We start from the raw sequence: 22,511 nt of genomic DNA, 5'->3' as shown, positions 1-22,511 counted from the left end.
GAACTGCAGAGCCGGACATGCCGACCCCCACGAAAAACACCACGGTCTATGCCGCGCCGGTGATGCGCAAACTGACGGAAATCGTTACCGATTTACCGCCATCACTGCGCAAAGTGGCGGATTTCATCCTGCGTCACCCGCTAAGGGCTGCGACGCTGACTATCGAAGAAATGGCTCATGAAACATCCACCTCGCCAGCCGCGGTCAATCGTTTGGCCAAGGCTCTGAACCTGGGTGGCTACACCGGCATGAAGGCCGAGCTGGTGGCGACTTTGCAGCAGATGGTGTCGCCGGTCGACAAGCTTCGTAATGAACTGGCGCATCGACCGGGTGGTGCATTTGGCCTGCATGAGCAAATCCAGAGCGCCACCAGCAACCTCGCCACGGCGGCGACCAACAACCATGAAGATGCCTTTGAAGCGTTCGTCACCCGCCTGACCGAGGCGCGTAAAATCTACATCCTCGGCTTTGGCAACAGCGTCTACTTCGCAGGCCTGGCCGCCTCGACCCTGATGCCCTTCTGTGCGGACGCCACCGCCATCAGCATGGAAGGCGGCAACGAAAACGCCGCTTACCGCCTGGCCGCAATCACCGATCAGGATGTATTGCTGGCGATTTCCCTGCCGCGCTATTCCCTCGACACCCTGCAACTCGCGCGTTTTGCCAATGAGCGCGGCGCCTCGGTGCTGGCAATCACCGACTCACCTGCCTCGCCTCTCACCAGCATTGCCGAACACGTGCTATTTGCCCCCGCCGACCATCCGGTCATGACCAGCTCCAACATCGCCGTGCTCGCCTTGATCGAAGGATTGGTGGCGGGTGTGATGGCCCGCAATAAAGAAGCCGTCAAGTTGGCGACAGAGCTGACCGAAAGCGTGATGTCTTACCTGCATATTCCTTCCAGCAGTAAATCGCCGAAAAAGTGATATTTCTTGGGGGGGGGGCGCCCCCACAGCACTGCGCACTCCTTGATGTCATGGTGCCCGCACGACTACGCGCCTGGCGCCAACATGCTGAAATCGGGAACAGGCGGGGTTAGAGCGAGCGTAAAAAGCCGGATCAGGCGCCGGCCACGGGGTAAGATTTGCAGCAATTGCTGCGGTGTGATGCTCATGTCTGCATCGCTTCGAATGTAGATCGTCCTGAATAAAAACGACTGGCCACCGACTTATCGACAGCGCATGGCTTAGCTTATAGAATCGTGCGCCGAAAAAAATAAAACTTTCTTGATTCGCAGGTAGCGCATGACACCCTCCGTTAGCGAAACAAAGAATCTGGACATCGAAGTATTGCGTGCCTATGCCATCGCTATTACTTTCGTTGCCCATCTGGGTCTTTTAAATCCGGATTGGTTTAAATGGACTACCTATTTCTGGCTGGGTGGAGGGGTAGATTTATTCTTCTGCATTTCCGGATTCCTTATAACGACATCATTGATAAAAGCTTCGAACCAGCAAGATCAGTTCCTGCGTTTTGCCGGATCTTTTTGGACAAGGCGGTTGTTTCGATTGTGGCCCGCAGCGATTTTCTGGTCGACCATAACGTTGGCAATTTCATTTGCCTTTGACGTCTCCAGGACATTTGGCTCACAAGAGAACATGGTAAACTCTTGGACATTCGGCATGTTGAATATCCAAAATATATACATCTGGTACACTGAAAATTCAAACAGCGCAACTCCACTATGGCACTACTGGAGCTTGTCGCTAGAAGAACAGTTCTATGTAATTCTCCCCATCATTTTGTTCTTCACCCCTAATCGCAAATTATTGATCATCCCTTTTCTTGCAGTGGCAATTTACCATTCCACACAGATACGTCCGTGGGGTACATTGCTTTGGTTTATTCGAAGCGACGCATTGCTTTACGGCACCCTCATCGCGCTGGCCTGGCATTACTACCCACAGCGGATATCAAGTATTTTCTCTACCAAGAACAAAAAAACATTACAACTTGCATTATTGATTTGTATTCCCTTACCCATCATCACAGCAAAAATCGGCTGGTCCCCCTATTTCATGGGATTTGTCGCAATCACTTCAAGCCTGGTTGTGCTCCTGTGTTCGGGAAATCTAAACCTTACGGGCTCAAATGGCCGCCTCCGAAAGATCGCCATTCACATCGGATCGCGCTCTTACTCCATTTATCTTGTTCACAACCCTATATTTGCAATTGTAAGAGAAATATGCCTTCAATCAGGGTATACGGATCTCACACTTGAAACCGATAAAATATTTGCCGTCCTCATCGCACTAGTACTAACTGGAGTGATTGCAGAGTTTTCCTACCAATTTGTGGAAACTCCACTTAGAAGTTACGGGTCGCAGCTTTCGAAAGCAAAATTCAAGCGGGTGATGTTGGCCAACTAATGCTTTTGGAGCAGCCGTCCTGATCAGCGAAACTGATTCAACGCGACGCGGTATTTTTTCAAAGATCTCGAGTCGCTGACTGCCAAGGATGTCAGCCGAACACTCAAAAATAAAAAGGGGGCGGGACGGAGTGATCCCCCCCTGGCTCCCCATCTTCTTTTTCATACTTCTTGAAAGCTTCGAGAGTTTCACTCTGGATTTTTCCAGGCAGGTAAGCGGCGACGTGACAGTACTACGGCCTGAACTGGTGACGGTCTGCCACTTGTTTGTACGCCAGTCGGCAGAGTTGGCGGCAGCAGTGACTCACCGAATGCTGAAGACCTTGCTCGACAATCACTGGCATCCTTCAGGGGTCTTCGACCGTAAGCGCTCCATGAACCCCACATTTTAAAGGTAGGATCTATGGCTATCTTGGAGTTTGCGGTGTGTAGTTGGGCGGAAACTGGCGGGGTGAACGATCAACGTTAGCCGAACGGCATCTCCCGCCCCTCCCACTTATTTTTATTTGTTTCATAATTGACCTGCCAGCCTGCCGGTGAACGGCAAGCGGAGGACTTTGCATGCTCCAAACGACCGAGGTATCGCGCGTGAAGCGCTTCGCCGCAAACACGGCGGGTCGGGATTTCGCTGTCGGCGATATTCACGGACACTTCACCCGACTGCAATCTGCGCTAGACAAGGCCGGCTTCGAACCGTCGGAAGACCGACTGTTCAGCGTCGGAGACCTGATTGACCGAGGCCCTGAATCTCTGGACGTCGATGAATGGCTTTTACGCAAGCCCTGGTTTCATGCTGTGCGCGGCAATCATGAGCAGATGACCGTCGATTCGTACGCCGCTGGCTGCACCGGCGCTCAAAGCTACATGCACTTGATCAATGGTGGAGCCTGGTTCTACGGCCTCTCCAGCATTGAGCAGGACTGCTACGCGAACATTCTCCAGGCCTTGCCGCTGGTGATCGAGGTCGAGACGGCGCAAGGCCTGATAGGCATCGTGCACGCCGATGTACCTCGGGGCAGCTGGGGAGAAATGATCTCTGCACTATCCGGATCGAAATTCGAAGCGGATCACGTAGCCGCAATGCTCCTGTGGTCGCGCAAGCGGATCACTGAAGAAAACCAATCAGGCGTGGAGGGTGTTCGGGCAGTGATCGTGGGCCACACGCCTCTGAGTCAGCCTGCCGTACTCGGGAACGTGTATCACATCGACACTGCCGGCTGGATGGATGGCCACTTCACGCTGCTGGATCTCGCCACCCTGCAATGCATCCCACCAATCAACCCAAAGTTCAGTCACGACTGGTATTAACCACCTTCTGCCGCCACGAATGGCATGGAACATCACAATCGATGACCTGATCGGTGAGATCAATCTTTTGACGTAGCCGTTCGCACCTTGCAGTCGCTCCACACCCCACGCATCAGTTCCTTCAACATCAACGCCTCCGCCCAGCGATCCGTGATGTCACGCCCATCAGCCCCCGTGATCGCATAAGGCGGCGGGCCGAGTTCGCAGGTGAAGGACAGGCTGGCGGGAGTGTTCGGGCGGGCCAGCCAATCCTCGATCCCGTAGCGCCACCAGCCCAGGAATCGGTCCAGCCAGGCTCGATGCTGGGCGAAGCTCAAGGGCACCTGGACCTGTTCGCCGCTGGCGACCCGACCGTGAAAGCCCCAACTGTGGCGCAGGATGGTGAGGATCTGTTCGTCGTCTTCGGGAGTGGCCGACTCGGGCAATTCCCGGCCCACGACGTAGTGGGACAAGTCGGCCAACAGTTTGAGGTCGGGCATTTGCGCGAGAATGTCGAGGGTGAACAACAGGTCGCTGGTGAGGCGATAACGGTGGGTTTCCAGCAGGATCGGAAAGTCCACCTGCTCGGCCAGACGCTGCCAGCCTTCGATCAGTTCGATGGCTTGCGCCAGCGTGCGCGGCCGGACGTCGGCCTGCAGCGTGAGGTGGTGGCAGCCGTAGCGGGAGACGACATCGAGCGCGACCGCCAGATCATCCACGGTCCGGGGGAACAGTTGACCTTCGATTTGCAGGCCTTGCGCCTTGGCAGCAGCGCTCAGACGTGCAGCCTGTGGCGCCTTCCAGAAATGGTCGGTGATGCCGTCAAAACCAGCGGCGGCGATTTGCTCCAGTTGCGCTTCAATGGAAAGGTCGCATTGGCCACGGTGATCTTGCATGGCCCACAAGGACTGAAACACCAGGAATTCGCGCATGTCAGTTCCTCAACAATTGTTTGAGCGATACATCGGCATCGGCTAAAGCGACCACCGAGAGGGGGTTATGGTGGGTGATCAGCCGTTCGCACAACTTGATGTCCCTGGCGACGCTATTGCCCTGCCCCCAGCCGCAAGCTCCTAGCAGACGTTGTTCGGCATCGAGGTAGAACAACAGGAAACCTCCACCCGGGGTTGTCCGGCTCACCGTCGGTTCGGTGTTGACGATGACGCCCACGGTTTGCAGCCCCCAGTCGTACTGATCGGACCAAAAACCGGGAATGACGGCGAAGGGCTGTTCGCCCCCCAGCAGGTTCAAAGCGGCGTGATGGCCCTGGGTTTCGGCGTTGCGCCAGGTTTCCTGACGCTGGAACCCCCCTTGCGGGTGCAGACGAAATTCACAGACGTCGCCTGCCGCAAAGATGTCCGGCGCACTGGTGCGCAGCTGCGCATCGACACGAATGCCCTGACCCACCTCCAACCCGGCGGCCATGGCCAACTCGGTGTTGGGTTGCATGCCGATGCCCACCACGATCAGGTCACAGGGCAACAACTGGCCGTTGACCAGTTGCACCGCCTCGGCGCGAGTGGCGCCCAGCACCGTTTCGATGGCCACGCTCAGCCGGACGTCCACGCCCTGGCGGCGATGCAATTGCAGCAGGACACTGGACAATCGCTCAGGCAGGACACGACCTGCCAGGCGCGGCCCGGCTTCGAGCAAGGTCACCGTGCAACCCAGGGCACGGGCGGTGGCGGCGACTTCGAGGCCAATGAAGCCACCGCCGATGATCACCAATCGGGCGTCTGGCTGCAGCGAATCGCGCAGTGCGACCGCTTCGTCGTGAGTTCGCAGATAAAGTACGTTGGGCAGATGCCCGGGCACTGAGGGTAACAGCCGCGCCCTGCCCCCGGTCGCGAGCAACAGACGGGCGTAATGCAACCAACTGCCGTCGGCCAACTGCAATCGATGCTGCTGCGGATCGAGTTTTTTCACCGGGTTACCGGCCAGGTGTTCGATGTCCAGTTCGGCGAGTCGAGCGCTATCGCACAAACTGCAACCCGCCAGTTCAACCGTGCCCTGTAACAGCCCTTTGGACAGCGGCGGACGTTCGTAGGGCGGGTGGGATTCGTCGCCGATCAGGATCAGGCGACCGCGATAACCTTCGGCCCGCAGGGTCAGGGCCGCGCGGCCACCGGCATGCCCGGCGCCAACGATAACCAGTGGAGCATTGGCAGGATTCATGGCACAGACTCCGGGCAGTTAAACCGAAATGGCGAGCAAGACACGCCCCGCCTCGACCCGGACCGGATAGGTCTTGAGGTTGACGCACACCGGCGCACCCAGGGCTTTGCCGGAGCGGTAGTCGAAGCGTCCGTTGTGCTTGGGGCACTCGATGACATGCTCCATCACCAGGCCATCGGCGAGGTGGATGGACTCATGGGTGCACAGACCCGCGGTGGCGAAGAACTCGTCGTCTGCGGAGCGGTAGACGGCATAGGTGTGCGGGCCATGGTCGAAACGAATGACATCTTCTTCATTTATTTCGCCCACGGCACAGACATCGATCCATTGATCGGTCATGGCGTTTTCTCTTGTTAGTGGTAAAAACGGGAAGGTGTCAGGCCGGCGTTGCTTCAGGTTCTGCCTGGGCGTTGGCGGCCGGCGCTGCGCGTTGGGGCAAAGGGCGACGCACGTAATGGGTCGGGTCTTTGCGCTGCTTCCAGATAGTCGGGAGGATTTCCCGGAAGGCCTCGAACAGGCTGGTGTACGGCGGCGGGCAGTCGTGGCGAATCTCTTCGTGAAGCTGCGCCAGCGCATGAAACGGCACCATCGGGTACATGTGATGCTCGAGGTGATAGTTCATGTCGAGGTACATAAAGCGCAGCAGCGGGTTCATGTAAATGGTCCGGCAGTTGCTGCGATGATCGAGCACATCCTCGGCCAGGCCGACATGCTGTGTCAGGCCGAACAGGTAGGACAGCCAGCCGCCGTACAGGGTTGGCAAACCGATAAACATCAGCGGCAACCAGCTCTGCAGATACAACGCAGCCGCCAGAGTCAGCCCATAAATCACCAGCCAGATGCGCGCCGCCGTAAAGACCTTGGGCCACTCGGACTCGGGGATGAAGGTCTGCTCTTCTTCAGCCATTCGCCCGGTCGCATGCCGGCAGACCGACCACATCGTTTTGATTGCATAAGGCATCCTGAACAGGCTTAGCACCATCATGATCAGGCTCGGCGGGCGCGGCTCGACGATCTCCGGGTCGCGGCCGACGATGATGGTATCGGTGTGGTGCCGGGCGTGGCTCCAGCGCCAGACATGGGGTTCGAACATGAACATGAAGCTCGACAAATGGTAGACCGCATCATTCATCCAGCGGGTTTTGAACGCCGTGCCATGACCGGCTTCATGCCAACGGGCATTCGACGCCGTGCCGTAGAGCAACCCGTAGGCGAAGAAGAACGGAACGCAGGCCCAGGAGCCCCAGAACCAGTAGCCACCGAACCCGGTGACGACCATCGAGAGCAGCCAGATCGCGGTATCGCGCAAGGCCGGGCCGTCGCGGCGCTGCATCAATTCCTTCATGCGTTTACGGGAAATGGGCGATTGGTACCAACTGGCTGACACCAGGCCTTTTTCCGCCGCTTTGGCGGCTTCGGGACCGATCAATCGATAATCCCGAGGCACGGGTTTATCGGGGCGTTCATAGGCTGCGTTTTGTTCAGGCATTTTATTGTTCTCCGCAAGCTTGATGGTTTTGGGCACTTGCTTCGATGCGGGATCACATCGCTTGCGAAAAGATAGAGAGCGCACTGATTACCCTCAAGCCCTTGATTACATTCCCTATCAAGCTATCATCCAGGCCCATTGAAGCTTGATAGTTTTCTATCAAAGCGTTTGCCGGGGCCGCCATGAACACCACTAAACGCCCAACCATCGCCACCGTCGCCGAGCACGCTGGCTTGAGTGTCGCCACCGTGGACCGGGTGCTCAACGCCAGGGCGCCGGTCAACCCGGACACCGCCGAACAGGTGTTCCAGGCCGCCGAGGCGGTGGGTTATTTCGCTGCCCGACTGATCGGCCAGCGGATCCGCGAACGACGTCCCAGCTACCGTTTCGGCATCCTCTTGCTTGGCACCGCCCAGGCGTTTTATAGCAACGTGGCCGCCGCCATCACTGAAGCAGCACAGCGTCAAACCGGCGCCAACTTGAGCATTCAATTCGAGTACGTTTTCGATCGCACGCCCAGCGCGATCATTGCCCAGATCGAACAACTGGCAGTGCAGTGCGATGGCTTGGCTGTGGTCAGCTTTGCACATCCATTGATCAATGCCGCCATCGCTCAGATCAGAGAGGCCGGCGTGCCGGTGATTGCGCTGCTCTCCGATATCCACGAGGCGGCGGATGAGCCTTATATCGGCCAGGATAATCACCAGGTCGGACGCACCATGGGTTGGCTGATGGCTCACACCTGTGGCGCCCGCAAAGGCAGCGTCGGGGTGTTGCTCGGTGGCCACCGTTTCCTCGGCCATCAGGCGCGGGTCGAGGGGCTGCGCAGTTACCTGACAGAGCACGCACCGGGGTTGCGGCTGCTTGAAGCGGTGATCAACCTGGACAATAACGACATCACCGAAGAGGCCACGCTGGACCTGCTGGCGCGGCATGCCGACTTGCGAGGTGTGTGCGTGGTCGGCGGTGGCGGCGACGGCATCATCAGTGCTCTGTCGCAGCTACCGAAACGACCGTCGTTGTGCTGCATCCTGCAAGAGTCGACCGAGCTGTCGCGCCAGGCCATGGCGCAGGGATTGATCAGCCTGGTCATCGATTCCCAGCCGCGATTGCTGGCGGCAGCGCTGGTCGACTTGCTGATCGAATTGCAGACCACGCCGGACTTCGATCCTGTCCGGCATCGAATTCATATTCCACTGCAGATCATGACCTCAGAAAACGCCCGCCCCTGAACCTGTGGCGAGGGAGCTTGCTCCCGCTGGGGTGCATAGCGCCCCCAATATGGTAATCGTGGTCTTTCAGATAGAACCCAGTGATCGGGTTTGGGGCTGCTGCGCAGCCCAGCGGGAGCAAGCTCCCTCGCCACAGGGTCGTGTTTCAGTCAACTCAACCTAGGTCAGGGCTCGCACGAAAAGCATCGGCGCTCAACCCAAACCGGTTCATCTTGTTGTACAGCCCGCCACGGGAAACGTTCAGCTGTCTGGCGGCCAGGCGGATGTTGCCGCGGGTATCCCTGAGGGCCGTGATGATCGCGTTCATTTCATGGGTGCCGAGGTCCAGGGCTGCCCGAGGTTCAGGCACACTTCCCGGTGCCGAAGGCCGCAGTCTTTGTTTGATTTCGAGCGGTAGATCTGCGGATTCGATCAGTTCGGTCACTGCCAGATTGGTCGCGCGTTCAATGGTGTTTTCCAGCTCGCGAACATTGCCTGGCCAGTGGTGGGCGCAAAGAATATCCAGCGCCTGTGGCGAGATGCCCTGCACCGATTTGCGCAGCGAGCGTGCGCAACGACCGAGAAAATGTTGCGCCAGCAAGGGCACATCCTCGCGGCGCATCCGCAGTGGTGGAACCGTCAAGTTCAGTACGTTGAGCCGGTAGTAAAGATCCTCACGGAACGCACCATCGGCCACCGCCTGACTCAAGTTGCGGTGGGTGGCCGCGATGATGCGCACATTCACCTGCCGGGATTTCTTTGCGCCCACCCGCGTCACCTCGCCTTCTTGCAAGACCCGCAGCAGGCTGACCTGGGCATCAAAAGACATGTCACCGATTTCGTCGAGGAAGATCGTTCCGCCATCGGCCAATTCGAACTTACCGGCCGAACCGCCGCGGGCCGATCCGGTGAAGGCGCCCTCGACATGCCCGAACAGTTCGCTCTGCACCAGATCTCGCGGAATGGCCCCGCAATTGACCGCCACAAAAGGACCACTGCAGCGGTCACTGCCATTATGAATCGCCTGGGCGAACAACTCCTTGCCGGTGCCGCTTTCGCCCAGGATCAGTGTGGTCGAGTCACTGCGACTGGCGATCCGTCCCAGGTGCAACGCGTCCTGAATGGCTCGCGAACTGCCCTGAATGGTTTCAAAGGTGTAGCTGGCCTGAGTGCCGATGATCCGCCGGGTAATTTCCCGGATGCGCCGGTTCTCCCGCAGCGAGACGATGCGCCCGCCCTGCTCCAGTGAGCACACGGACACCAGGCACGCCAGTTGGCTGCGATCATGCAATTCAAAGGTGCAATCCAGATCTCTTATCCCTTCAGACTGCTGCCCTTCCCCGCCGCGCAGCAGAACCTCATTGGTCAGTTCGCTCCGGCCCAGGCGCTGGAACGGACTGCCCAGCAAATCCAGGCCCACGCGAAACAATTGCCGGGCATAGCGGTTGAGCGCCTTGATGCAGCCGCGCTCATCCAGCACCACCAGTCCCTCGTTCAGCACTTCAAGCACGGTTTGTTGTTCTTCCAGCAAGGCCTGCAGCGCCATCTGCCGTGAAACCGCTTCGGCTGCGGCCTGGACGGTGCCCAGCGTATGGAAATGAAACCAGCCGGGCTCTGCGGTCAGGGTCAGCATGGCCAGTGTCCGGCCCTGGGCATCCCGGATCGGCGCGGCGGCACAATGCATGCGCCGCCGACGCAGGCCGACCCCGAAGTTTTCCTCGGCCAGCACATACATCAATCGGTCTTCGGCAAGCGCCAGCCCTGTGCAGTTGGTGCCCTGCACCGACTCCAGCAGTTGGCTGCCCACCGGCGTGAGATCGAGGCCGCAGGAATACAGCATCGTTCCTTGGGCATCGGTCAGATTGATATGACCCCTGGGGTTGTACGCCAGCAATCCGCGCATGACCTCCGCTGCCGCTGCGATCAACGCGCGATTGGCTGCCAGCGTCGCGGCCAGATCGGCGGGGGCGACAAACCGGTACGCACCATCCTCAGGGTTGAGGCCAGCACTGACGCTGCGCAGCCAGGAGTCCCAAATCACCTGCCGGACCCCGGCAGGACGATCGATACTCCCCCTCAGACACGCCAGCCAGGCCTGTTCCAGCTCTGCGATCGGTCCTTCGCTCAACGACGCCGGCCCGATTGCGGCGATGTAATCGAGGTCTTGCGCGCTAAAGGCCATCGGCGGTGGGTTCACTCTGCATCCCTATGTTCATATTTTCGACATGCCAGTATAGACATGTCATCAGAATGAACACTTAATTCAAATTCATATTATTAAACCCTTATAAATCAATTAGTTAAATATTGGCACAGCCCTTGCTCTCTGCTTTGTACCAGCGAGGACATTCCTGCTGTCGAGTCGTTGAACAACAATAAAAGGGAGTCATTTCATGAGTGCATCCAAAATCATCCGCCTGGGTCTCATCGGCGCCGGCCGCATGGGCAGCTTCCACGGTCAGACCGCGGCCCGGCACATTCCCGGTGCCTGCCTGGCCGCCATCGCCGACCCGACACCTGGCCAGGCCGCACGCCTCGCCGCAGAGTTGGGTGTACAGCGGGTCTACACCGATCCACAGCAATTGCTCGATGACCCGGAAATCGACGGCGTGTTGATCGCTGCCCCAGCCCGCAGCCATGCCGAATTGGTGATTAGTGCAGCACGGGCCGGCAAAGGGGTGTTTTGTGAAAAACCCATGGCCATTACCCTGGACGAAGCCGATCGCGCCATCGCTGCGGCTGCCGATGCGCGAGTGACGCTGCAGGTCGGCTTCAACCGTCGCTTTGCCAAAAGCTTCCGGGCGGCTCACCTGGACGTGGTCGCCGGACGTATCGGTACACCGCAACTGCTGCGCTCGCTGACACGCGATCCGGCCCTGAACAATCCCGCCGCCTCGCCGCAGTGGGTGATTTTCCTCGAAACCCTGATCCATGACTTCGATACCCTGCGCTACCTCAATCCCGGCGCCGAAGCGGTTGAGGTGTTTGTCATGGCCGATGCCCTGATCGCTCCGGACTTCAAGGACAAGGGTTTGCTCGACACAGCCGTGGTCACGATCCGTTTCGACAACGGCGCCATCGCCACCGCCGAGGCGAATTTCCAGGCGGTGTATGGCTACGACGTTCGGGGCGAAGTGTTCGGCAGCGCCGGCATGCTGAGCATGGGCAGCGTCAATGACTCTGACCTGGTTCGCTACCTGGCCGCTGGCATCCAGGCAGACACCCAGCGTATGGACACCGACCTGTTGCGTGATGCCTACGTGGCCGAGCTCAATCACTTTGTCGACTGCCTGCGCAGCGGCGAAAAACCACTGGCGAGCGGCGAAGATGCGAAAGCCGCACTGGCCATTGCCCGCGCCTGTATCGAGTCCTTCCAGCAGGGCAAAGCAGTGCGTGTACAAGGAGGCCGGCCATGAGTTTCACTCCGTTCAAACTGGCGATCAGCGCCGAAATGGTGTTCCTCGACCTGCCGTTCACCGAACGGGTCAAACGCATTCATGAACTGGGCTTCAGTGCCGAAATCTGGGGCTGGACGAGCAAAGACATTCCCGCCCTGGTCGCCACCGGCGCTGACTTCACCTCCATGACCGGCTACATCTCGGGCAATTTGACCGACTCCGAGGACATCCGGCACCTGCTCGACAGCGCACGGGAATCGCTGGCCGTTGCCGCCCAATTGAATTGTCCGAGCCTAAACCTGCATGGCACGGGTCTGGGCGATCAAGGCTTGCCAGTCAAACCCGTGGCTCACACCACCGGACGCATGTGGTTGAGTGCCTGCAAGACCCTGGAGAAAATCGCTCGCCTGGGCGAAAACGCCGGCCGGGTGTTCCTGCTGGAAAACCTCAATACCGAGGTGGATCACCCCGGCACGCCGTTCGCTCGCGCCGACGATACCCTGGCGCTGATCGAGGCCGTGGGCAGCCCTCATCTGAAGATGAACCTGGACCTTTACCATGCGCAGATTGGCGAAGGGAACCTGATCGAACTGATCCAGCGCGCCGGCAGCGCCATCGGCGAAATCCAGGTCGCTGACGTCCCAGGGCGCATGGAACCGGGCACCGGCGAAATCCATTACCCGGCCATTGCCAAAGCCTTGTTCCGTATGGGATACACCGGTGTCGTCGGGCTTGAGGGCTGGGCCAGCGGCGACAGCGAAGCGGCACTCGAACGTTTCCGGCAAGCGTTCACGCTGGATTGAGGAGCCTGCGGCGCGCCCGGACGTTGATTCTGCGCGCGCCAGCAGCCCTTACTCTTGATTTGATGAATGTCGACTTATAACAACAAAAGGAAAACCATCATGCGTCGCTGCACACTACTTTTTGCCACGCTGCTACTCGTCTTCAGCCAATGGGCCGCCGCCAGCTATCGCATCGGTGTCAGCATCGCCAGGGTCGACGACAACTTCATGACCTATGTGCGCAGCGGCCTGGAGGAAGCTGCCAAAAAGGACAACATCCAGATCCAGTTCGAGGACGCCCAGGGCGATGTGGTTCGCCAGCTCAATCAGGTCCAGGGCTTTCTCAACCAGAAAGTCGATGCGGTCATCGTCTTGCCCGTGGACACCGCCGCCACTGCCAACATGACCCGCGCCGCCGTCGAAGCGCAGACACCATTGGTCTACGTCAATCGTCACCCGGACGAACGCGTCTTGCCCAAAGGCGTGGTCACCGTGGCGTCGAACGACATTGAGGCCGGGCAACTGCAAATGCGCTACCTGGCCGAAAAACTGGGAGGTAAAGGCACCCTCGCGATCATCATGGGCGACCTCGCGCAAAACTCCACGCACGACCGCACCGAAGGCGTCAAACAGGTGCTCAAGGACTATCCCGGGATCACGATTGTCGAACAGCAAAGCGCCGAATGGCAGCGCAACAAAGGCATGGACCTGACCAGCAACTGGCTGCTGGCCGGTACGAGTTTTGATGCCATCGTCGCCAACAATGACGAGATGGCCATCGGCGCCGCCATGGCACTGCAGCAGGCCGGCAAAACCAAAGGCGAGATTGCGATTGTCGGCATCGACGGCCTGCCCGACGGCCTGGCGGCGATCAGGCGCGGGATGCTGGTGGCCTCGGTCTTTCAAGACCCCAAGGCCCAGGCGGCCACCGCGCTGCAAGCGGCCATCAAAATGATCAAGGGTGAGCCGGTCGAGACGGATGTCTGGGTGCCCTTCCAACTGATCACGCCGGAGCAGGTTGCCGTCTATGAGAAACATTACAAATAGCGCCCAACGCTAACCGTTGACGCCGCTATCCCAATCGGGAATCAGCGGCGTTTTTCGTTGGGTGAACAGCGTTGTGCGAAATCGAAAGACCAAACCGCAGGGCTTGCCACGCCATCACAAAGGAAGCGGCCTATCCTGAACGACCCGTTTCATAACGAGGGTCGAGGTCAACCGTTGTACGTTGGGCAAGGTCGAAAGGCTCTCATCGTATAGCTGCTGGAAGGCTGGCAAATCCTGAGTGATGACGTGCAGCAGATAGTCCGGCTCCCCGAATAACCTCTGGGCATCGACCACTTGCGGGATCTCGACGAGCGCCGTCTCGAAAGCCTCGACAGCTTGCCTGTCTCCCTCACGAAGCGTGGCAAACACCATCGCTGAAAAATTCAGGCCGAGTGCGCCTGGGTCCAGCTGTGCTCTGTAGCCAAGCAACACACCCGACTCTTCCAGTGCCCGTACTCGCCGATGACAAGGGGAAAGGCTCAGCCCCACTCGCTCAGCGAGTTCAGTGACCGAAAGGCGACCATCCTTTTGCAGCTCAGAAAGAATCTTTCGATCAATCCTGTCCATTTAGAAGAATCTCCCCTATCAGCTCTTATTAACGATTATTTTTGAAAATTAATTCTAACAACATTTCATTATTCTTCCCCTCACCATTAACGCCGCACTCCCTTGACCAAAGATGAGGCGGCCTGTGATTCGCGGAGCGGGACGATGCAGAGAGCGGTGTGTCATCAACGGGAGTGCCTGGCGCCATGACCTTCAATATTTTTGTTGCTTTCTGGGCGGTGTCGATTCTGTTCGTCATCACGCCCGGTCCAGATTGGGCGTACACGATTTCGGCGGGTTTGAAGGGCCGGGTCATCTTGCCCGCTGTGGGCGGGCTTTTATCCGGCCATTTGATGGCAACCGTGATTGTTGCCGCGGGTGTTGGCGCGCTGGTCGCCAGCCACCCCGTTGTCTTGACGGTGCTTACGGTTGCCGGGGCGGCTTATCTTTTCTGGTTAGGCATCAACATGCTTGCCCGTCCCTCCACACCACATGCTGACGACATCCAGGTGTCGGGCTCCTGGAAACGCTGGGCGATCAAGGGGCTTTGCGTCAGCGGGCTGAACCCGAAAGTGTTCCTGCTGTTCCTGGCGCTATTGCCACAATTCACCGACGCAACCGCTACCTGGTCTGTCCCAATGCAGATGATTGCGTTGGGGCTCGTCCACACCGTCAGTTGTGGCGTTATCTATCTGCTGGTTGGATTTGGCTCACAGGCCGTTCTCCAGGCACGCCCAGCCGCCGCTCAGTGGGTCAGTCGTTTCTCTGGAGCGGCCATGATCATCATCGCGGTCGTTCTGCTCACCGAGCAGATGTCGGGTTAATCCATTTTTCAGCGAGACAACCACAATGAGTGACCAACCTCCACCCTATGGCAGCGCCCCTCCAGCCCAACCGGCGACACGCGTGCGAATCCCGCATCTGAAACAGATGAAAGTGCGGGGTCAAAAATGGGCGATGCTCACCGCGTACGACATGTACAGCGCAGCCATTTTTGAAGAAGCCGGAATACCTGTGCTGCTGGTGGGCGATTCAGCCTCTAATAATGTCTACGGCAATGAGTCCACGCTTTCGGTCACCGTTGACGAACTTATCCCCCTGGTTCGCGCGGTCACCCGTTCGACACGGCGGGCGCTGGTGATTGCGGATCTTCCTTTCGGCTCTTACCAGGCCTCGGCGGAACAATGCTTTCACACATCCGTCCGTTTCATGAAAGAAGCCGGTGCGCATGCGGTCAAACTGGAGGGCGGGATCGAGGTGCTGCCTCAGATCGAGAAGCTCGTCAGCGCAGGCATACCCGTCATGGCGCATATAGGCTTCACACCACAGATGGAACATCAACTGGGTGGCTATCGCGTCCAGGGCCGTGGCGAGGATGCGCAGCGCCTGATAGACAGTGCCAAAGCGTTAGAAGCAGCGGGCGCATTCGCTATCTTAATCGAGATGGTGCCGGGTGATGCAGGTCGAGCGATCACCGAAGCGATTTCAATTCCGACCGTCGGGATTGGCGCGGGTAACCAGTGCGACGCTCAGGTTCTGGTCTGGCAGGACATGGCCGGACTACGCACTGGCCGCATGCCACGATTCGTCAAACAGTACGCCGACCTTCGCTCGGTACTTCGCACCGCGGCAAGGGACTTTGCACTTGAGGTGGAAGCAGGAACATTTCCTGGCCCCGAACATACTTTTTAACCAGGGAATCGTTATGAAGAGCCCAAGAGAACGTGCTGCCGAAGGCCTACAGGTCGGAGACCGGTTCACGATAGTACGCTGCTTTTCAGATGACGATATTCGTCAATTCGCGCAGATTTCCCGAGACTACAATCCGGTTCACTGCGATGCGCGCTACGCCGTAATTCGAAGGTTCAAGGAGCCCATCGCCCACGGTCTTCTGACAGCCAGCCTCGTCACCGAAATTGGCGGGCAAATCGGTTGGCTGGCAACGGGGATGAGTTTCGCGTTCAAACGACCGGTGTATGCGGGAGAACAGATCACCTGCCATTGGCTCATCGCTGACATCGATGAACGCGGTCACGCAACAGCCGAAGTCAGGATACTCAACGCAGAGGGAATCACAGTGCTGGAGGCGACGACGACTGGTGTGCTACCCGGAACTGAAGAACGTGAATGCCTCAAACAGATGATTGCTGACGGAGATCCCACCAACGGTGCTGCCGGATCCGCCGGTTGATGGTATTGCGAAGCGAGAGCCAGAACTGGCCCTCGCTGTTTTTGCAGTCAAATTCAGCGCTTGAGTTTGCGCTTGTTGCGGTATTGGTCGATGACCACCGCGACCACGATGATCAAGCCTTTGATGATGTCCTGGATGTAGGCATCGACCCCGACGAAAGTGAACCCGCTGGCCATCACCCCGAGGATCAGTGCACCGATGACCGTGCCGGTGATGCGCCCCACCCCGCCCGCCAGGCTGGTACCGCCAATGACCGCGGCGGCAATCGCATCCAGTTCATAGGACATGCCCATCCCGGCCTGCCCGGTGGCGGCACGGGCCGAAGCCACCACGCCCGCCAGTCCCGCCAGCAACCCGGCGATGCTGTAGACGATGACCAGATGGCGTTTGACGTTGATACCGGACGTACGCGCCGCCTGCATGTTGCCGCCGATGGCGTAGGTGTATTTACCGTACTTGGTGTAGCGCAGCGCGATATGGAAGATCACCGCCACCACCAGAAAAATGATCACCGGCATCGCGCCGTGACCGATGGCCGTGTAGGAGTCCGATAGCATGCTCACCGGCTGGCCTTCGGTGTAGTAACGCGCCAGGCCACGGGCCGAGACCATCATGCCCAAGGTGGCAATGAACGGTGGAATCCCGGTAATGGCAATGATGCTGCCGTTGATTGCCCCCGCCAGCAGCCCGACACCGAGCCCGACAATCACTGGAATCCACACCGGCAAGTCAGTCAGCGACGGGAATACCGCACGGGCGAAGTCCGAGGTCTGGGCCAGGCTGGCGGCAATCATCGCCGACAACGCCAGCACCGAGCCAGATGAGAGGTCAATGCCGGTGGTGATGATCACCTGGGTCACGCCGATGGCCAGCAGGCCAATGATCGACACTTGCAGGATCATCAATACCAGCCGTTGGGAGTTCATCAGGAAGCTCTGGTCGCGCACGATCCAGCCGAATACCTCGAACACCAGGCCGATGCCAATCAGCACCAGGAAAATACTCAGTTCAGTCGGAAAGCGCCGGCGACTCTTGACCGGTGCCGTTGCCGGTTTGTTTTCCAGTATCGCGTTCATAACCACTCACCCTTCAAATGAAATCAGTGTGGCGAGGGAGCTTGCTCCCGCTCGAGTGCGCAGCGCTCGCCAGTTCTACGGTAAGTCCGAGACATTGGGGCCGCTTCGCAGCCCAGCGGGAGCAAGCTCCCWCGCCACAGGAACCGTGCTCACCTTTGATTTAATGACACTGGGACATGCCCGAGGCCAGTTGCATCACTCGTTCCTGAGTCGCTTCGCTGCGATCGAGGGTGCCCATCAGGTCGCCCTCGTGCATGACCATCACCCGGTCGCTCATGCCGAGCACTTCCGGCAGCTCCGAGGAAATCATGATCACCGCCATGCCTTCGCTGGCGAGGTAGGAAATGAGCCGGTAAATCTCGGCCTTGGCGCCGACATCGATACCGCGGGTCGGCTCGTCGAGAATCAGGATTCGTGGATTGGTCATCAGCCAGCGCGCCAACAAGGCTTTCTGCTGATTGCCGCCGGACAGCGTGTCGATGCACTGCTCCAGTGACGGTGTTTTCACACGCAGCTTTTTGCACATGTCCTCGCACAAGGCGCGCAACGCTTTCTGCTGGATAAAGCCGTTGCCGACGTAATGCGGCAGCACTGCCATCTCCATGTTTTCCAGTACCGACAGGCACGGGAACAGGCCGCTGAGCTTGCGATCCTCGGTCAACAGGGCGAAGCCCTTCTCGATGGCCATGTGCGGATCGGTAATGCGCACCTCTTCACCGTCGAGGCGAATCTCGCCACCGTCGCTCGGGGTGATGCCAAAGATCGCCTCGGCGACGTTGGTCCGCCCCGAGCCCATCAACCCGGCAATGCCGAGGATCTCGCCGGCATGCAGATCGAAGGACACGTCCTTGAAAATGCCATCGAGCTTGAGGTCGCGCACCGACAGCAGCAGATCGCCGATCGGCGTCTCGCGTACCGGGAACAACTGGCTCAGTTCACGCCCGACCATCATTGAAATCAGGCTGTCGCCGTCCATGCTGTCGGCCCGCTGCAGGCCTATGTAGGCGCCATCGCGGAACACCGCCACTTCATCGGCGATAGCGAACACTTCGTTCATTTTGTGGGTGATGTAGATGATGCCTTTGCCCTGGCTTTTCAGGTCGGCAATGATCGAAAACAGGTGGGCGACTTCCTTGTCGGTGATGGCCGAGGTCGGTTCGTCCATGATCAGGATGTCGGAATCGTAAGACACCGCCTTGGCGATCTCGACCATCTGCCGTTCGGCGATGCTCAGATTGCCGACCTGCTCTTCGGGGTCAAGGTTGATCCGCAGGCGCTCCAGCAGTTTCGCCGTGCAGCGGTGCATTTCCCGGTGGTCGATCATGTGGAAGCCGTTGAGCTGCTCACGACCGATCCAGATGTTTTCGGCGATGCTCATGTGCGGCATCAAGTTAAGTTCCTGGTGGATCATCGCGATCCCGGCCTGCAGCGCCGCCAGTGGCGTTTCAAACACCACCGGCTTGCCCCGCAGGCGCAGTTCGCCGGCGTCCGGCTGGTAGATACCGGCGATGATTTTCATCAGGGTGGATTTGCCGGCGCCGTTTTCGCCCATCAAGGCCAGCACGGAACCGGGGCGCACCCGCAGTTGCACATCGGACAACGCCACCACACCGGGAAAACCCTTGCTGACGTTGATGATCTCCAGCAGGTACGGCTCATCGACAGGTATTGCAGTTGGCTGGACACCCTTCAAAGGGGTGCTCGAAGCAGTCGCTGAAGCGAACATGATCAGGTACTCCATCAGCAAGGTCGCGGTTGCCACCTTGCGTGTTTATTGTTGTTATTGAACGGACGGACTATTTGAACTGGTCAACGTTTTGTAGCGTGATCAAGCGATACGGCACCCACACGGCCGGCTCGACCGGCTCGTTTTTTGCCATTTTCACTGCCGTCTCGATCGAACCGTCGGCCTGACCCTTGGCGTCCTGGAACACCGAGACGACCAGAGAGCCCTTCTTCACTGCGTTCAAACCGTCAGGCGTACCGTCGACACCGGCGATCAGGATGCTGCCCTTTTCAACTCCGGCCTGTTGCAGAGCCATCGCGGCGCCAATGGCCATCTCGTCGTTGTTGGAGACGACCGCGTCGAACTTGCGGCCCTGGGTCAGCCAGTCGTTGACCAGGGTCATGCCCTTGTCCCTCAACCAGATGCCGGTTTGCTCTTGCTCGATCTTGATGTTCGGGTACTTGGCCAGCACCTCTTTGACGCCCTTGGTACGGTTGGTGGTGGAGTTGTTCGCCAGGTCGCCCAGCAGAATCACGATGTCGCCCTTGCCGCCCATTTTGTCGGCCAGGTATTGCATCTGCATCTGACCGGCCTCCAGATCGTTGGAGGCGACAGTGACCACGCCTTTGGGCAGGTTCAGGTCATCGGGACGGCGGTTGACGTACACCAGCGGAATGCCGGCCTTGACCGCCGATTCGGTGATTTTTTTGGTCGCGGCGGTATCCACCGGATTGACCACGATGGCGTCGACCTTCTGACTGATGAAGCTTTCTACCTGGCTCAACTGCCGGACCAYGTCGCTGCGCGCGTCTTCGAACTGCAGCTTGACGCCATCGGGATAGGACTTGGCTTTGGTGTCCATGGACTCACGCAGGTAGGTCAGCCAGGTGTCATCGAACTGCGACATGCTGACGCCGATCTTCATGTCAGCGAGTGCAGCGCCGCTGGCGAACATCAGGGACAAGGCGAGTGAGGCGAAACGGATCTTGGTCTTCATGAAAAGTCTTTCTCCACATTTTTGTTGGTTTTATGGATAAGGCGTGACGATTTCAGTAAGCGGACAAGCGGGAAAAGAGTTGGAACCGGGTGCGAGGCAGCTCGCTGGAAATGACTTTATTGGAAAATATTTTCTATATCAACTCATTTTAGAATTTTATTCTGATTTTGTTCCATGACTCTCGAACGGGCTCAATTGCACCACTTGATGGCGCTCGAAACTCAGCCGCGCAGCGTCTAGCACGCGGGTGGTCGCCAGTGCATCACGGGCCTCCACAGGCAGTGGGCCACCGCTCTGCAATGCGGCTTGCAGCTGTAAATAGAACTGATTCCAGCAACCACGCTCGGAAGGAACTCTTTCGCGTACTTCGCCCTGTTCGAACCAGCCCCAGCGGCGATGCTCTTCCACGCCCCAGCGTTCACCTTCGGATTTCGGTGTGAGCCCGGCGAGCGCCGACGCCTCCTGCCCGTCCAGGCCATCGACGCTGTAGCAACCCTGAGTTCCGGTCACCCGAAAGCGCGGGCCGGGGGTGTTCTGCAGGCAACTGCCCCCCAGGTGCGAGGTCACACCGCTAGCGTGGGTCAGGGACATAAAGAAGCCGTTATCGAACGTCTGGTCTTTCTCCAGATAATCCAGTTCGGCGTAGACCCGCGTCACCGGACCGAACAACAACAACGCCTGATCCACCAGATGGCTGCCCAGATCCCGCAGGAAACCACCGCCACTGCCGTTGTTCACCGACTGTGGCGAATAGCGCTCAATCCGCGATTCAAAACGGGTGACCTGGCCCAGCGCCCCGGACTCGATGAGTTTGCGCACCGTGAGGAAGTCCRAGTCCCAGCGCCGGTTCTGATAGACGCTGAGCCGCACACCCTGGCGCTCGGCCATGGTGATCAGGGTTTGCGCCTGTTGCGCATCGGCAGCGAACGGCTTGTCGCTGACCACCGCCACGCCGTGTTCGATGCCGTCGAGCACCAGTGCCGGACGGCCCTTGAGTGGTGTCGACACCACCAATACATCGATCCCCGCTTCCACCATCTGGCCGATGCTGTCGAAGGCCGGCACGCCGGGGTGTTCTACCGCCAGTAACTGGCGCCGCTCCGTTGAACGGGTAACCACACCGACGAAGGTTGCACCCGGCAAACTGCTGATCAGTGGAGCATGGAAAAACCGGCCGCCATGGCCGTATCCGACGAGTCCGATGCGCATGAATCAACTCCTTCTTATTGTTATGCACCCCATGTAGGAGCTGCCGAAGGCTGCGATCTTTTGATCTTGTTTCTAAAAGCCAAATCAAAATCAAAAGATCGCAGCCTTCGGCAGCTTCTACAGGGGAAGAGTGAAGGCCGCTAGCGGCAGAGTTCGTTTTTGACGCGCTCGAGCATCATCCGGTTGGACTCGTCCGGCCGGTCCTCCCAGGCGAACACCGAGACGGTGGCAATGCCATCGAACTTGATCTCGCGCAAAGTGCCGAAAAACGCTTCCCAATCGACCTCACCCTGGCCAATGTCCAGATGCTGGTGCACGGTGGCGGTGACGCCCGGCGGGTTGACGATGTAGCGCARSCCCGASGAMGCCKTGTGGTYGTAGGTGTCGGCGATAATCAGGTGGCTGAGTTTCGACCCGGCGTACTTGAGCATCGAGGCGATGTCGCCCTTGCCGTCGTCATAGAAAAACGTGTGCGGCGCAGCGTAGAGGTAGTTGATCCAGTCACGGTCCAGACCGCGAATGATGTCCACCGACTCGTTATTGCGCTCGCAGAAATCATACGGGTGAGCCTGGATATCGAGCTTGATGCCCTCGCGTTCGAACTCAGGAATCAGCTCATCCATGGAGCGCATGAACTGGTTCTCGCACACCAGCGGGTTGTCCGACTGGCCGGTGAACTCAGTGTTGACCAGTTCGCAGTCCATCTCCACGGTAATCTGAATCGCGCGCTTCCAGTTGCGCACCGCGGCCACGCGCAAACCTTCGTCGGCGGCAGCCCAGTGGTACATCGGTAGTAAGGAAGAGAGTTTGACCCCGGTGTCGCTCAGGGCTTTGCGAAATGCCTTGATTCGCGCCTTGTCGACCCGTGGGGCCTTGTAGAACGGCAGGAAATCTTCCCGGGGCGACAGCTCGATGTGTTCGTAACCGAGCTCGGCGACCTTGTCGACCATCTTGCCCAGGGAAAGGGTGCGGTACATGTAGGGGTCGAGTGCGATGCGCATGATTGTTC

The 22,511-nt window shown here is 58.7% G+C and carries 21 protein-coding genes; 10 read left to right on the top strand and 11 right to left on the bottom strand.

The window, feature by feature from the left end; genetic code table 11:
* Positions 1 to 17: 17 nt before the first annotated feature.
* The 3 genes from AC1DXW_RS25615 to AC1DXW_RS25605 all read left to right on the top strand — a co-directional run bounded on the left by AC1DXW_RS25615 (position 18) and on the right by AC1DXW_RS25605 (position 3,676).
* The gene (locus tag AC1DXW_RS25615) at positions 18 to 926 is read left to right on the top strand and encodes a MurR/RpiR family transcriptional regulator (protein WP_477760618.1); all 909 of its coding nucleotides are present in this window, start codon (positions 18 to 20) and stop codon (positions 924 to 926) included.
* Positions 927 to 1,244: 318 nt separating this feature from the next.
* Positions 1,245 to 2,369 (top strand): acyltransferase family protein, encoded by a 1,125-nt coding sequence (locus tag AC1DXW_RS25610; protein ID WP_477760617.1) that lies wholly within the window; start codon positions 1,245 to 1,247, stop codon positions 2,367 to 2,369.
* Positions 2,370 to 2,929: 560 nt separating this feature from the next.
* Positions 2,930 to 3,676, top strand: coding sequence for a metallophosphoesterase (locus tag AC1DXW_RS25605; protein ID WP_477760616.1), 747 nt, complete (start codon positions 2,930 to 2,932; stop codon positions 3,674 to 3,676).
* A gap of 59 nt (positions 3,677 to 3,735) precedes the next feature.
* Here the strand turns inward: AC1DXW_RS25605 and AC1DXW_RS25600 are convergent, their stop codons facing one another.
* Genes AC1DXW_RS25600 through AC1DXW_RS25585 form a run of 4 tightly spaced genes read right to left on the bottom strand, consistent with a single transcriptional unit; the run spans position 3,736 to position 7,319 of the window.
* Positions 3,736 to 4,587, bottom strand: coding sequence for a sugar phosphate isomerase/epimerase (locus AC1DXW_RS25600; protein ID WP_477760615.1), 852 nt, complete (start codon positions 4,585 to 4,587; stop codon positions 3,736 to 3,738).
* Between the two features lies 1 nt (position 4,588).
* On the bottom strand, positions 4,589 to 5,830 hold the full coding sequence (locus AC1DXW_RS25595) for an NAD(P)/FAD-dependent oxidoreductase (RefSeq protein ID WP_477760614.1): 1,242 nt from the start codon (positions 5,828 to 5,830) through the stop codon (positions 4,589 to 4,591).
* Positions 5,831 to 5,848: 18 nt separating this feature from the next.
* Positions 5,849 to 6,169 (bottom strand): MocE family 2Fe-2S type ferredoxin, encoded by a 321-nt coding sequence (locus tag AC1DXW_RS25590; protein WP_007991153.1) that lies wholly within the window; start codon positions 6,167 to 6,169, stop codon positions 5,849 to 5,851.
* 37 nt (positions 6,170 to 6,206) lie between these two features.
* On the bottom strand, positions 6,207 to 7,319 hold the full coding sequence (locus AC1DXW_RS25585) for a fatty acid desaturase family protein (RefSeq protein ID WP_477756229.1): 1,113 nt from the start codon (positions 7,317 to 7,319) through the stop codon (positions 6,207 to 6,209).
* 182 nt (positions 7,320 to 7,501) lie between these two features.
* On the opposite strand from AC1DXW_RS25585, the gene AC1DXW_RS25580 reads away from it, so the two are divergent.
* Positions 7,502 to 8,551, top strand: a complete 1,050-nt coding sequence (locus AC1DXW_RS25580; RefSeq protein WP_477760613.1) for a LacI family DNA-binding transcriptional regulator — start codon at positions 7,502 to 7,504, stop codon at positions 8,549 to 8,551.
* A gap of 154 nt (positions 8,552 to 8,705) precedes the next feature.
* On the opposite strand, the gene AC1DXW_RS25575 is transcribed toward AC1DXW_RS25580, so the two are convergent.
* A complete protein-coding gene (locus AC1DXW_RS25575) occupies positions 8,706 to 10,712 on the bottom strand; it encodes a sigma-54 interaction domain-containing protein (RefSeq protein WP_477760622.1) in 2,007 nt (668 codons plus the stop codon).
* Between the two features lie 211 nt (positions 10,713 to 10,923).
* Here AC1DXW_RS25575 and AC1DXW_RS25570 point away from each other — a divergent pair, with 211 nt between their 5' ends.
* The 3 genes from AC1DXW_RS25570 to AC1DXW_RS25560 all read left to right on the top strand — a co-directional run bounded on the left by AC1DXW_RS25570 (position 10,924) and on the right by AC1DXW_RS25560 (position 13,757).
* Entirely contained in the window at positions 10,924 to 11,946 is a 1,023-nt protein-coding gene (locus AC1DXW_RS25570; protein ID WP_477760612.1) for a Gfo/Idh/MocA family oxidoreductase, read from the top strand.
* Positions 11,943 to 12,731 carry a TIM barrel protein gene (locus AC1DXW_RS25565; protein ID WP_477755274.1) on the top strand — a complete coding sequence of 263 codons (789 nt, stop codon included), beginning with the start codon at positions 11,943 to 11,945 and terminating at the stop codon, positions 12,729 to 12,731. The genes AC1DXW_RS25570 and AC1DXW_RS25565 overlap by 4 nt, the downstream gene beginning before the upstream one ends.
* A 99-nt stretch (positions 12,732 to 12,830) precedes the next feature.
* Entirely contained in the window at positions 12,831 to 13,757 is a 927-nt protein-coding gene (locus AC1DXW_RS25560; RefSeq protein ID WP_477755273.1) for a sugar ABC transporter substrate-binding protein, read from the top strand.
* Between the two features lie 114 nt (positions 13,758 to 13,871).
* On the opposite strand, the gene AC1DXW_RS25555 is transcribed toward AC1DXW_RS25560, so the two are convergent.
* Entirely contained in the window at positions 13,872 to 14,324 is a 453-nt protein-coding gene (locus AC1DXW_RS25555) for an Lrp/AsnC family transcriptional regulator (protein WP_151213024.1), read from the bottom strand.
* Between the two features lie 185 nt (positions 14,325 to 14,509).
* Here AC1DXW_RS25555 and AC1DXW_RS25550 point away from each other — a divergent pair, with 185 nt between their 5' ends.
* Genes AC1DXW_RS25550 through AC1DXW_RS25540 form a run of 3 tightly spaced genes read left to right on the top strand, consistent with a single transcriptional unit; the run spans position 14,510 to position 16,494 of the window.
* Positions 14,510 to 15,127 carry a LysE family translocator gene (locus AC1DXW_RS25550; protein ID WP_477755272.1) on the top strand — a complete coding sequence of 206 codons (618 nt, stop codon included), beginning with the start codon at positions 14,510 to 14,512 and terminating at the stop codon, positions 15,125 to 15,127.
* 25 nt (positions 15,128 to 15,152) lie between these two features.
* On the top strand, positions 15,153 to 15,995 hold the full coding sequence (gene panB / locus AC1DXW_RS25545; RefSeq protein WP_477760611.1) for a 3-methyl-2-oxobutanoate hydroxymethyltransferase: 843 nt from the start codon (positions 15,153 to 15,155) through the stop codon (positions 15,993 to 15,995).
* 13 nt (positions 15,996 to 16,008) lie between these two features.
* Positions 16,009 to 16,494, top strand: a complete 486-nt coding sequence (locus AC1DXW_RS25540; RefSeq protein WP_477755270.1) for a MaoC family dehydratase — start codon at positions 16,009 to 16,011, stop codon at positions 16,492 to 16,494.
* Between the two features lie 53 nt (positions 16,495 to 16,547).
* Here the strand turns inward: AC1DXW_RS25540 and AC1DXW_RS25535 are convergent, their stop codons facing one another.
* The 5 genes from AC1DXW_RS25535 to AC1DXW_RS25515 form a co-directional block, all read right to left on the bottom strand.
* Positions 16,548 to 17,570, bottom strand: coding sequence for an ABC transporter permease (locus AC1DXW_RS25535; RefSeq protein WP_007986627.1), 1,023 nt, complete (start codon positions 17,568 to 17,570; stop codon positions 16,548 to 16,550).
* 160 nt (positions 17,571 to 17,730) lie between these two features.
* On the bottom strand, positions 17,731 to 19,296 hold the full coding sequence (locus AC1DXW_RS25530) for a sugar ABC transporter ATP-binding protein (protein ID WP_477755269.1): 1,566 nt from the start codon (positions 19,294 to 19,296) through the stop codon (positions 17,731 to 17,733).
* Between the two features lie 70 nt (positions 19,297 to 19,366).
* Positions 19,367 to 20,293 (bottom strand): sugar ABC transporter substrate-binding protein, encoded by a 927-nt coding sequence (locus AC1DXW_RS25525; RefSeq protein WP_477760610.1) that lies wholly within the window; start codon positions 20,291 to 20,293, stop codon positions 19,367 to 19,369.
* A 156-nt stretch (positions 20,294 to 20,449) separates the two neighbouring features.
* Positions 20,450 to 21,502 (bottom strand): Gfo/Idh/MocA family protein, encoded by a 1,053-nt coding sequence (locus AC1DXW_RS25520; RefSeq protein WP_477760609.1) that lies wholly within the window; start codon positions 21,500 to 21,502, stop codon positions 20,450 to 20,452.
* 140 nt (positions 21,503 to 21,642) lie between these two features.
* On the bottom strand, positions 21,643 to 22,503 hold the full coding sequence (locus tag AC1DXW_RS25515) for a sugar phosphate isomerase/epimerase family protein (protein WP_477760608.1): 861 nt from the start codon (positions 22,501 to 22,503) through the stop codon (positions 21,643 to 21,645).
* Between the last annotated feature and the right edge of the window lie 8 nt (positions 22,504 to 22,511).

The sequence above is a fragment of the Pseudomonas sp. P4_C4 genome (assembly GCF_056402055.1).
The sequence above is the reverse complement of the archived record's forward strand: the minus strand, read 5'-3'. Positions and strand labels throughout refer to the sequence as shown.

Excerpts from the sequence above, each read along its gene's own strand:
- AC1DXW_RS25615 (WP_477760618.1), top strand. The coding sequence starts at position 18 with ATGCCGACCCCCACGAAAAACACCACGGTCTATGCCGCGCCGGTGATG.
- AC1DXW_RS25610 (WP_477760617.1), top strand. The coding sequence starts at position 1,245 with ATGACACCCTCCGTTAGCGAAACAAAGAATCTGGACATCGAAGTATTG.
- AC1DXW_RS25605 (WP_477760616.1), top strand. The coding sequence starts at position 2,930 with ATGCTCCAAACGACCGAGGTATCGCGCGTGAAGCGCTTCGCCGCAAAC.
- AC1DXW_RS25600 (WP_477760615.1), bottom strand. The coding sequence starts at position 4,587 with ATGCGCGAATTCCTGGTGTTTCAGTCCTTGTGGGCCATGCAAGATCAC.
- AC1DXW_RS25595 (WP_477760614.1), bottom strand. The coding sequence starts at position 5,830 with ATGAATCCTGCCAATGCTCCACTGGTTATCGTTGGCGCCGGGCATGCC.
- AC1DXW_RS25590 (WP_007991153.1), bottom strand. The coding sequence starts at position 6,169 with ATGACCGATCAATGGATCGATGTCTGTGCCGTGGGCGAAATAAATGAA.
- AC1DXW_RS25585 (WP_477756229.1), bottom strand. The coding sequence starts at position 7,319 with ATGCCTGAACAAAACGCAGCCTATGAACGCCCCGATAAACCCGTGCCT.
- AC1DXW_RS25580 (WP_477760613.1), top strand. The coding sequence starts at position 7,502 with ATGAACACCACTAAACGCCCAACCATCGCCACCGTCGCCGAGCACGCT.
- AC1DXW_RS25575 (WP_477760622.1), bottom strand. The coding sequence starts at position 10,712 with ATGGCCTTTAGCGCGCAAGACCTCGATTACATCGCCGCAATCGGGCCG.
- AC1DXW_RS25570 (WP_477760612.1), top strand. The coding sequence starts at position 10,924 with ATGAGTGCATCCAAAATCATCCGCCTGGGTCTCATCGGCGCCGGCCGC.
- AC1DXW_RS25565 (WP_477755274.1), top strand. The coding sequence starts at position 11,943 with ATGAGTTTCACTCCGTTCAAACTGGCGATCAGCGCCGAAATGGTGTTC.
- AC1DXW_RS25560 (WP_477755273.1), top strand. The coding sequence starts at position 12,831 with ATGCGTCGCTGCACACTACTTTTTGCCACGCTGCTACTCGTCTTCAGC.
- AC1DXW_RS25555 (WP_151213024.1), bottom strand. The coding sequence starts at position 14,324 with ATGGACAGGATTGATCGAAAGATTCTTTCTGAGCTGCAAAAGGATGGT.
- AC1DXW_RS25550 (WP_477755272.1), top strand. The coding sequence starts at position 14,510 with ATGACCTTCAATATTTTTGTTGCTTTCTGGGCGGTGTCGATTCTGTTC.
- panB (WP_477760611.1), top strand. The coding sequence starts at position 15,153 with ATGAGTGACCAACCTCCACCCTATGGCAGCGCCCCTCCAGCCCAACCG.
- AC1DXW_RS25540 (WP_477755270.1), top strand. The coding sequence starts at position 16,009 with ATGAAGAGCCCAAGAGAACGTGCTGCCGAAGGCCTACAGGTCGGAGAC.
- AC1DXW_RS25535 (WP_007986627.1), bottom strand. The coding sequence starts at position 17,570 with ATGAACGCGATACTGGAAAACAAACCGGCAACGGCACCGGTCAAGAGT.
- AC1DXW_RS25530 (WP_477755269.1), bottom strand. The coding sequence starts at position 19,296 with ATGTTCGCTTCAGCGACTGCTTCGAGCACCCCTTTGAAGGGTGTCCAG.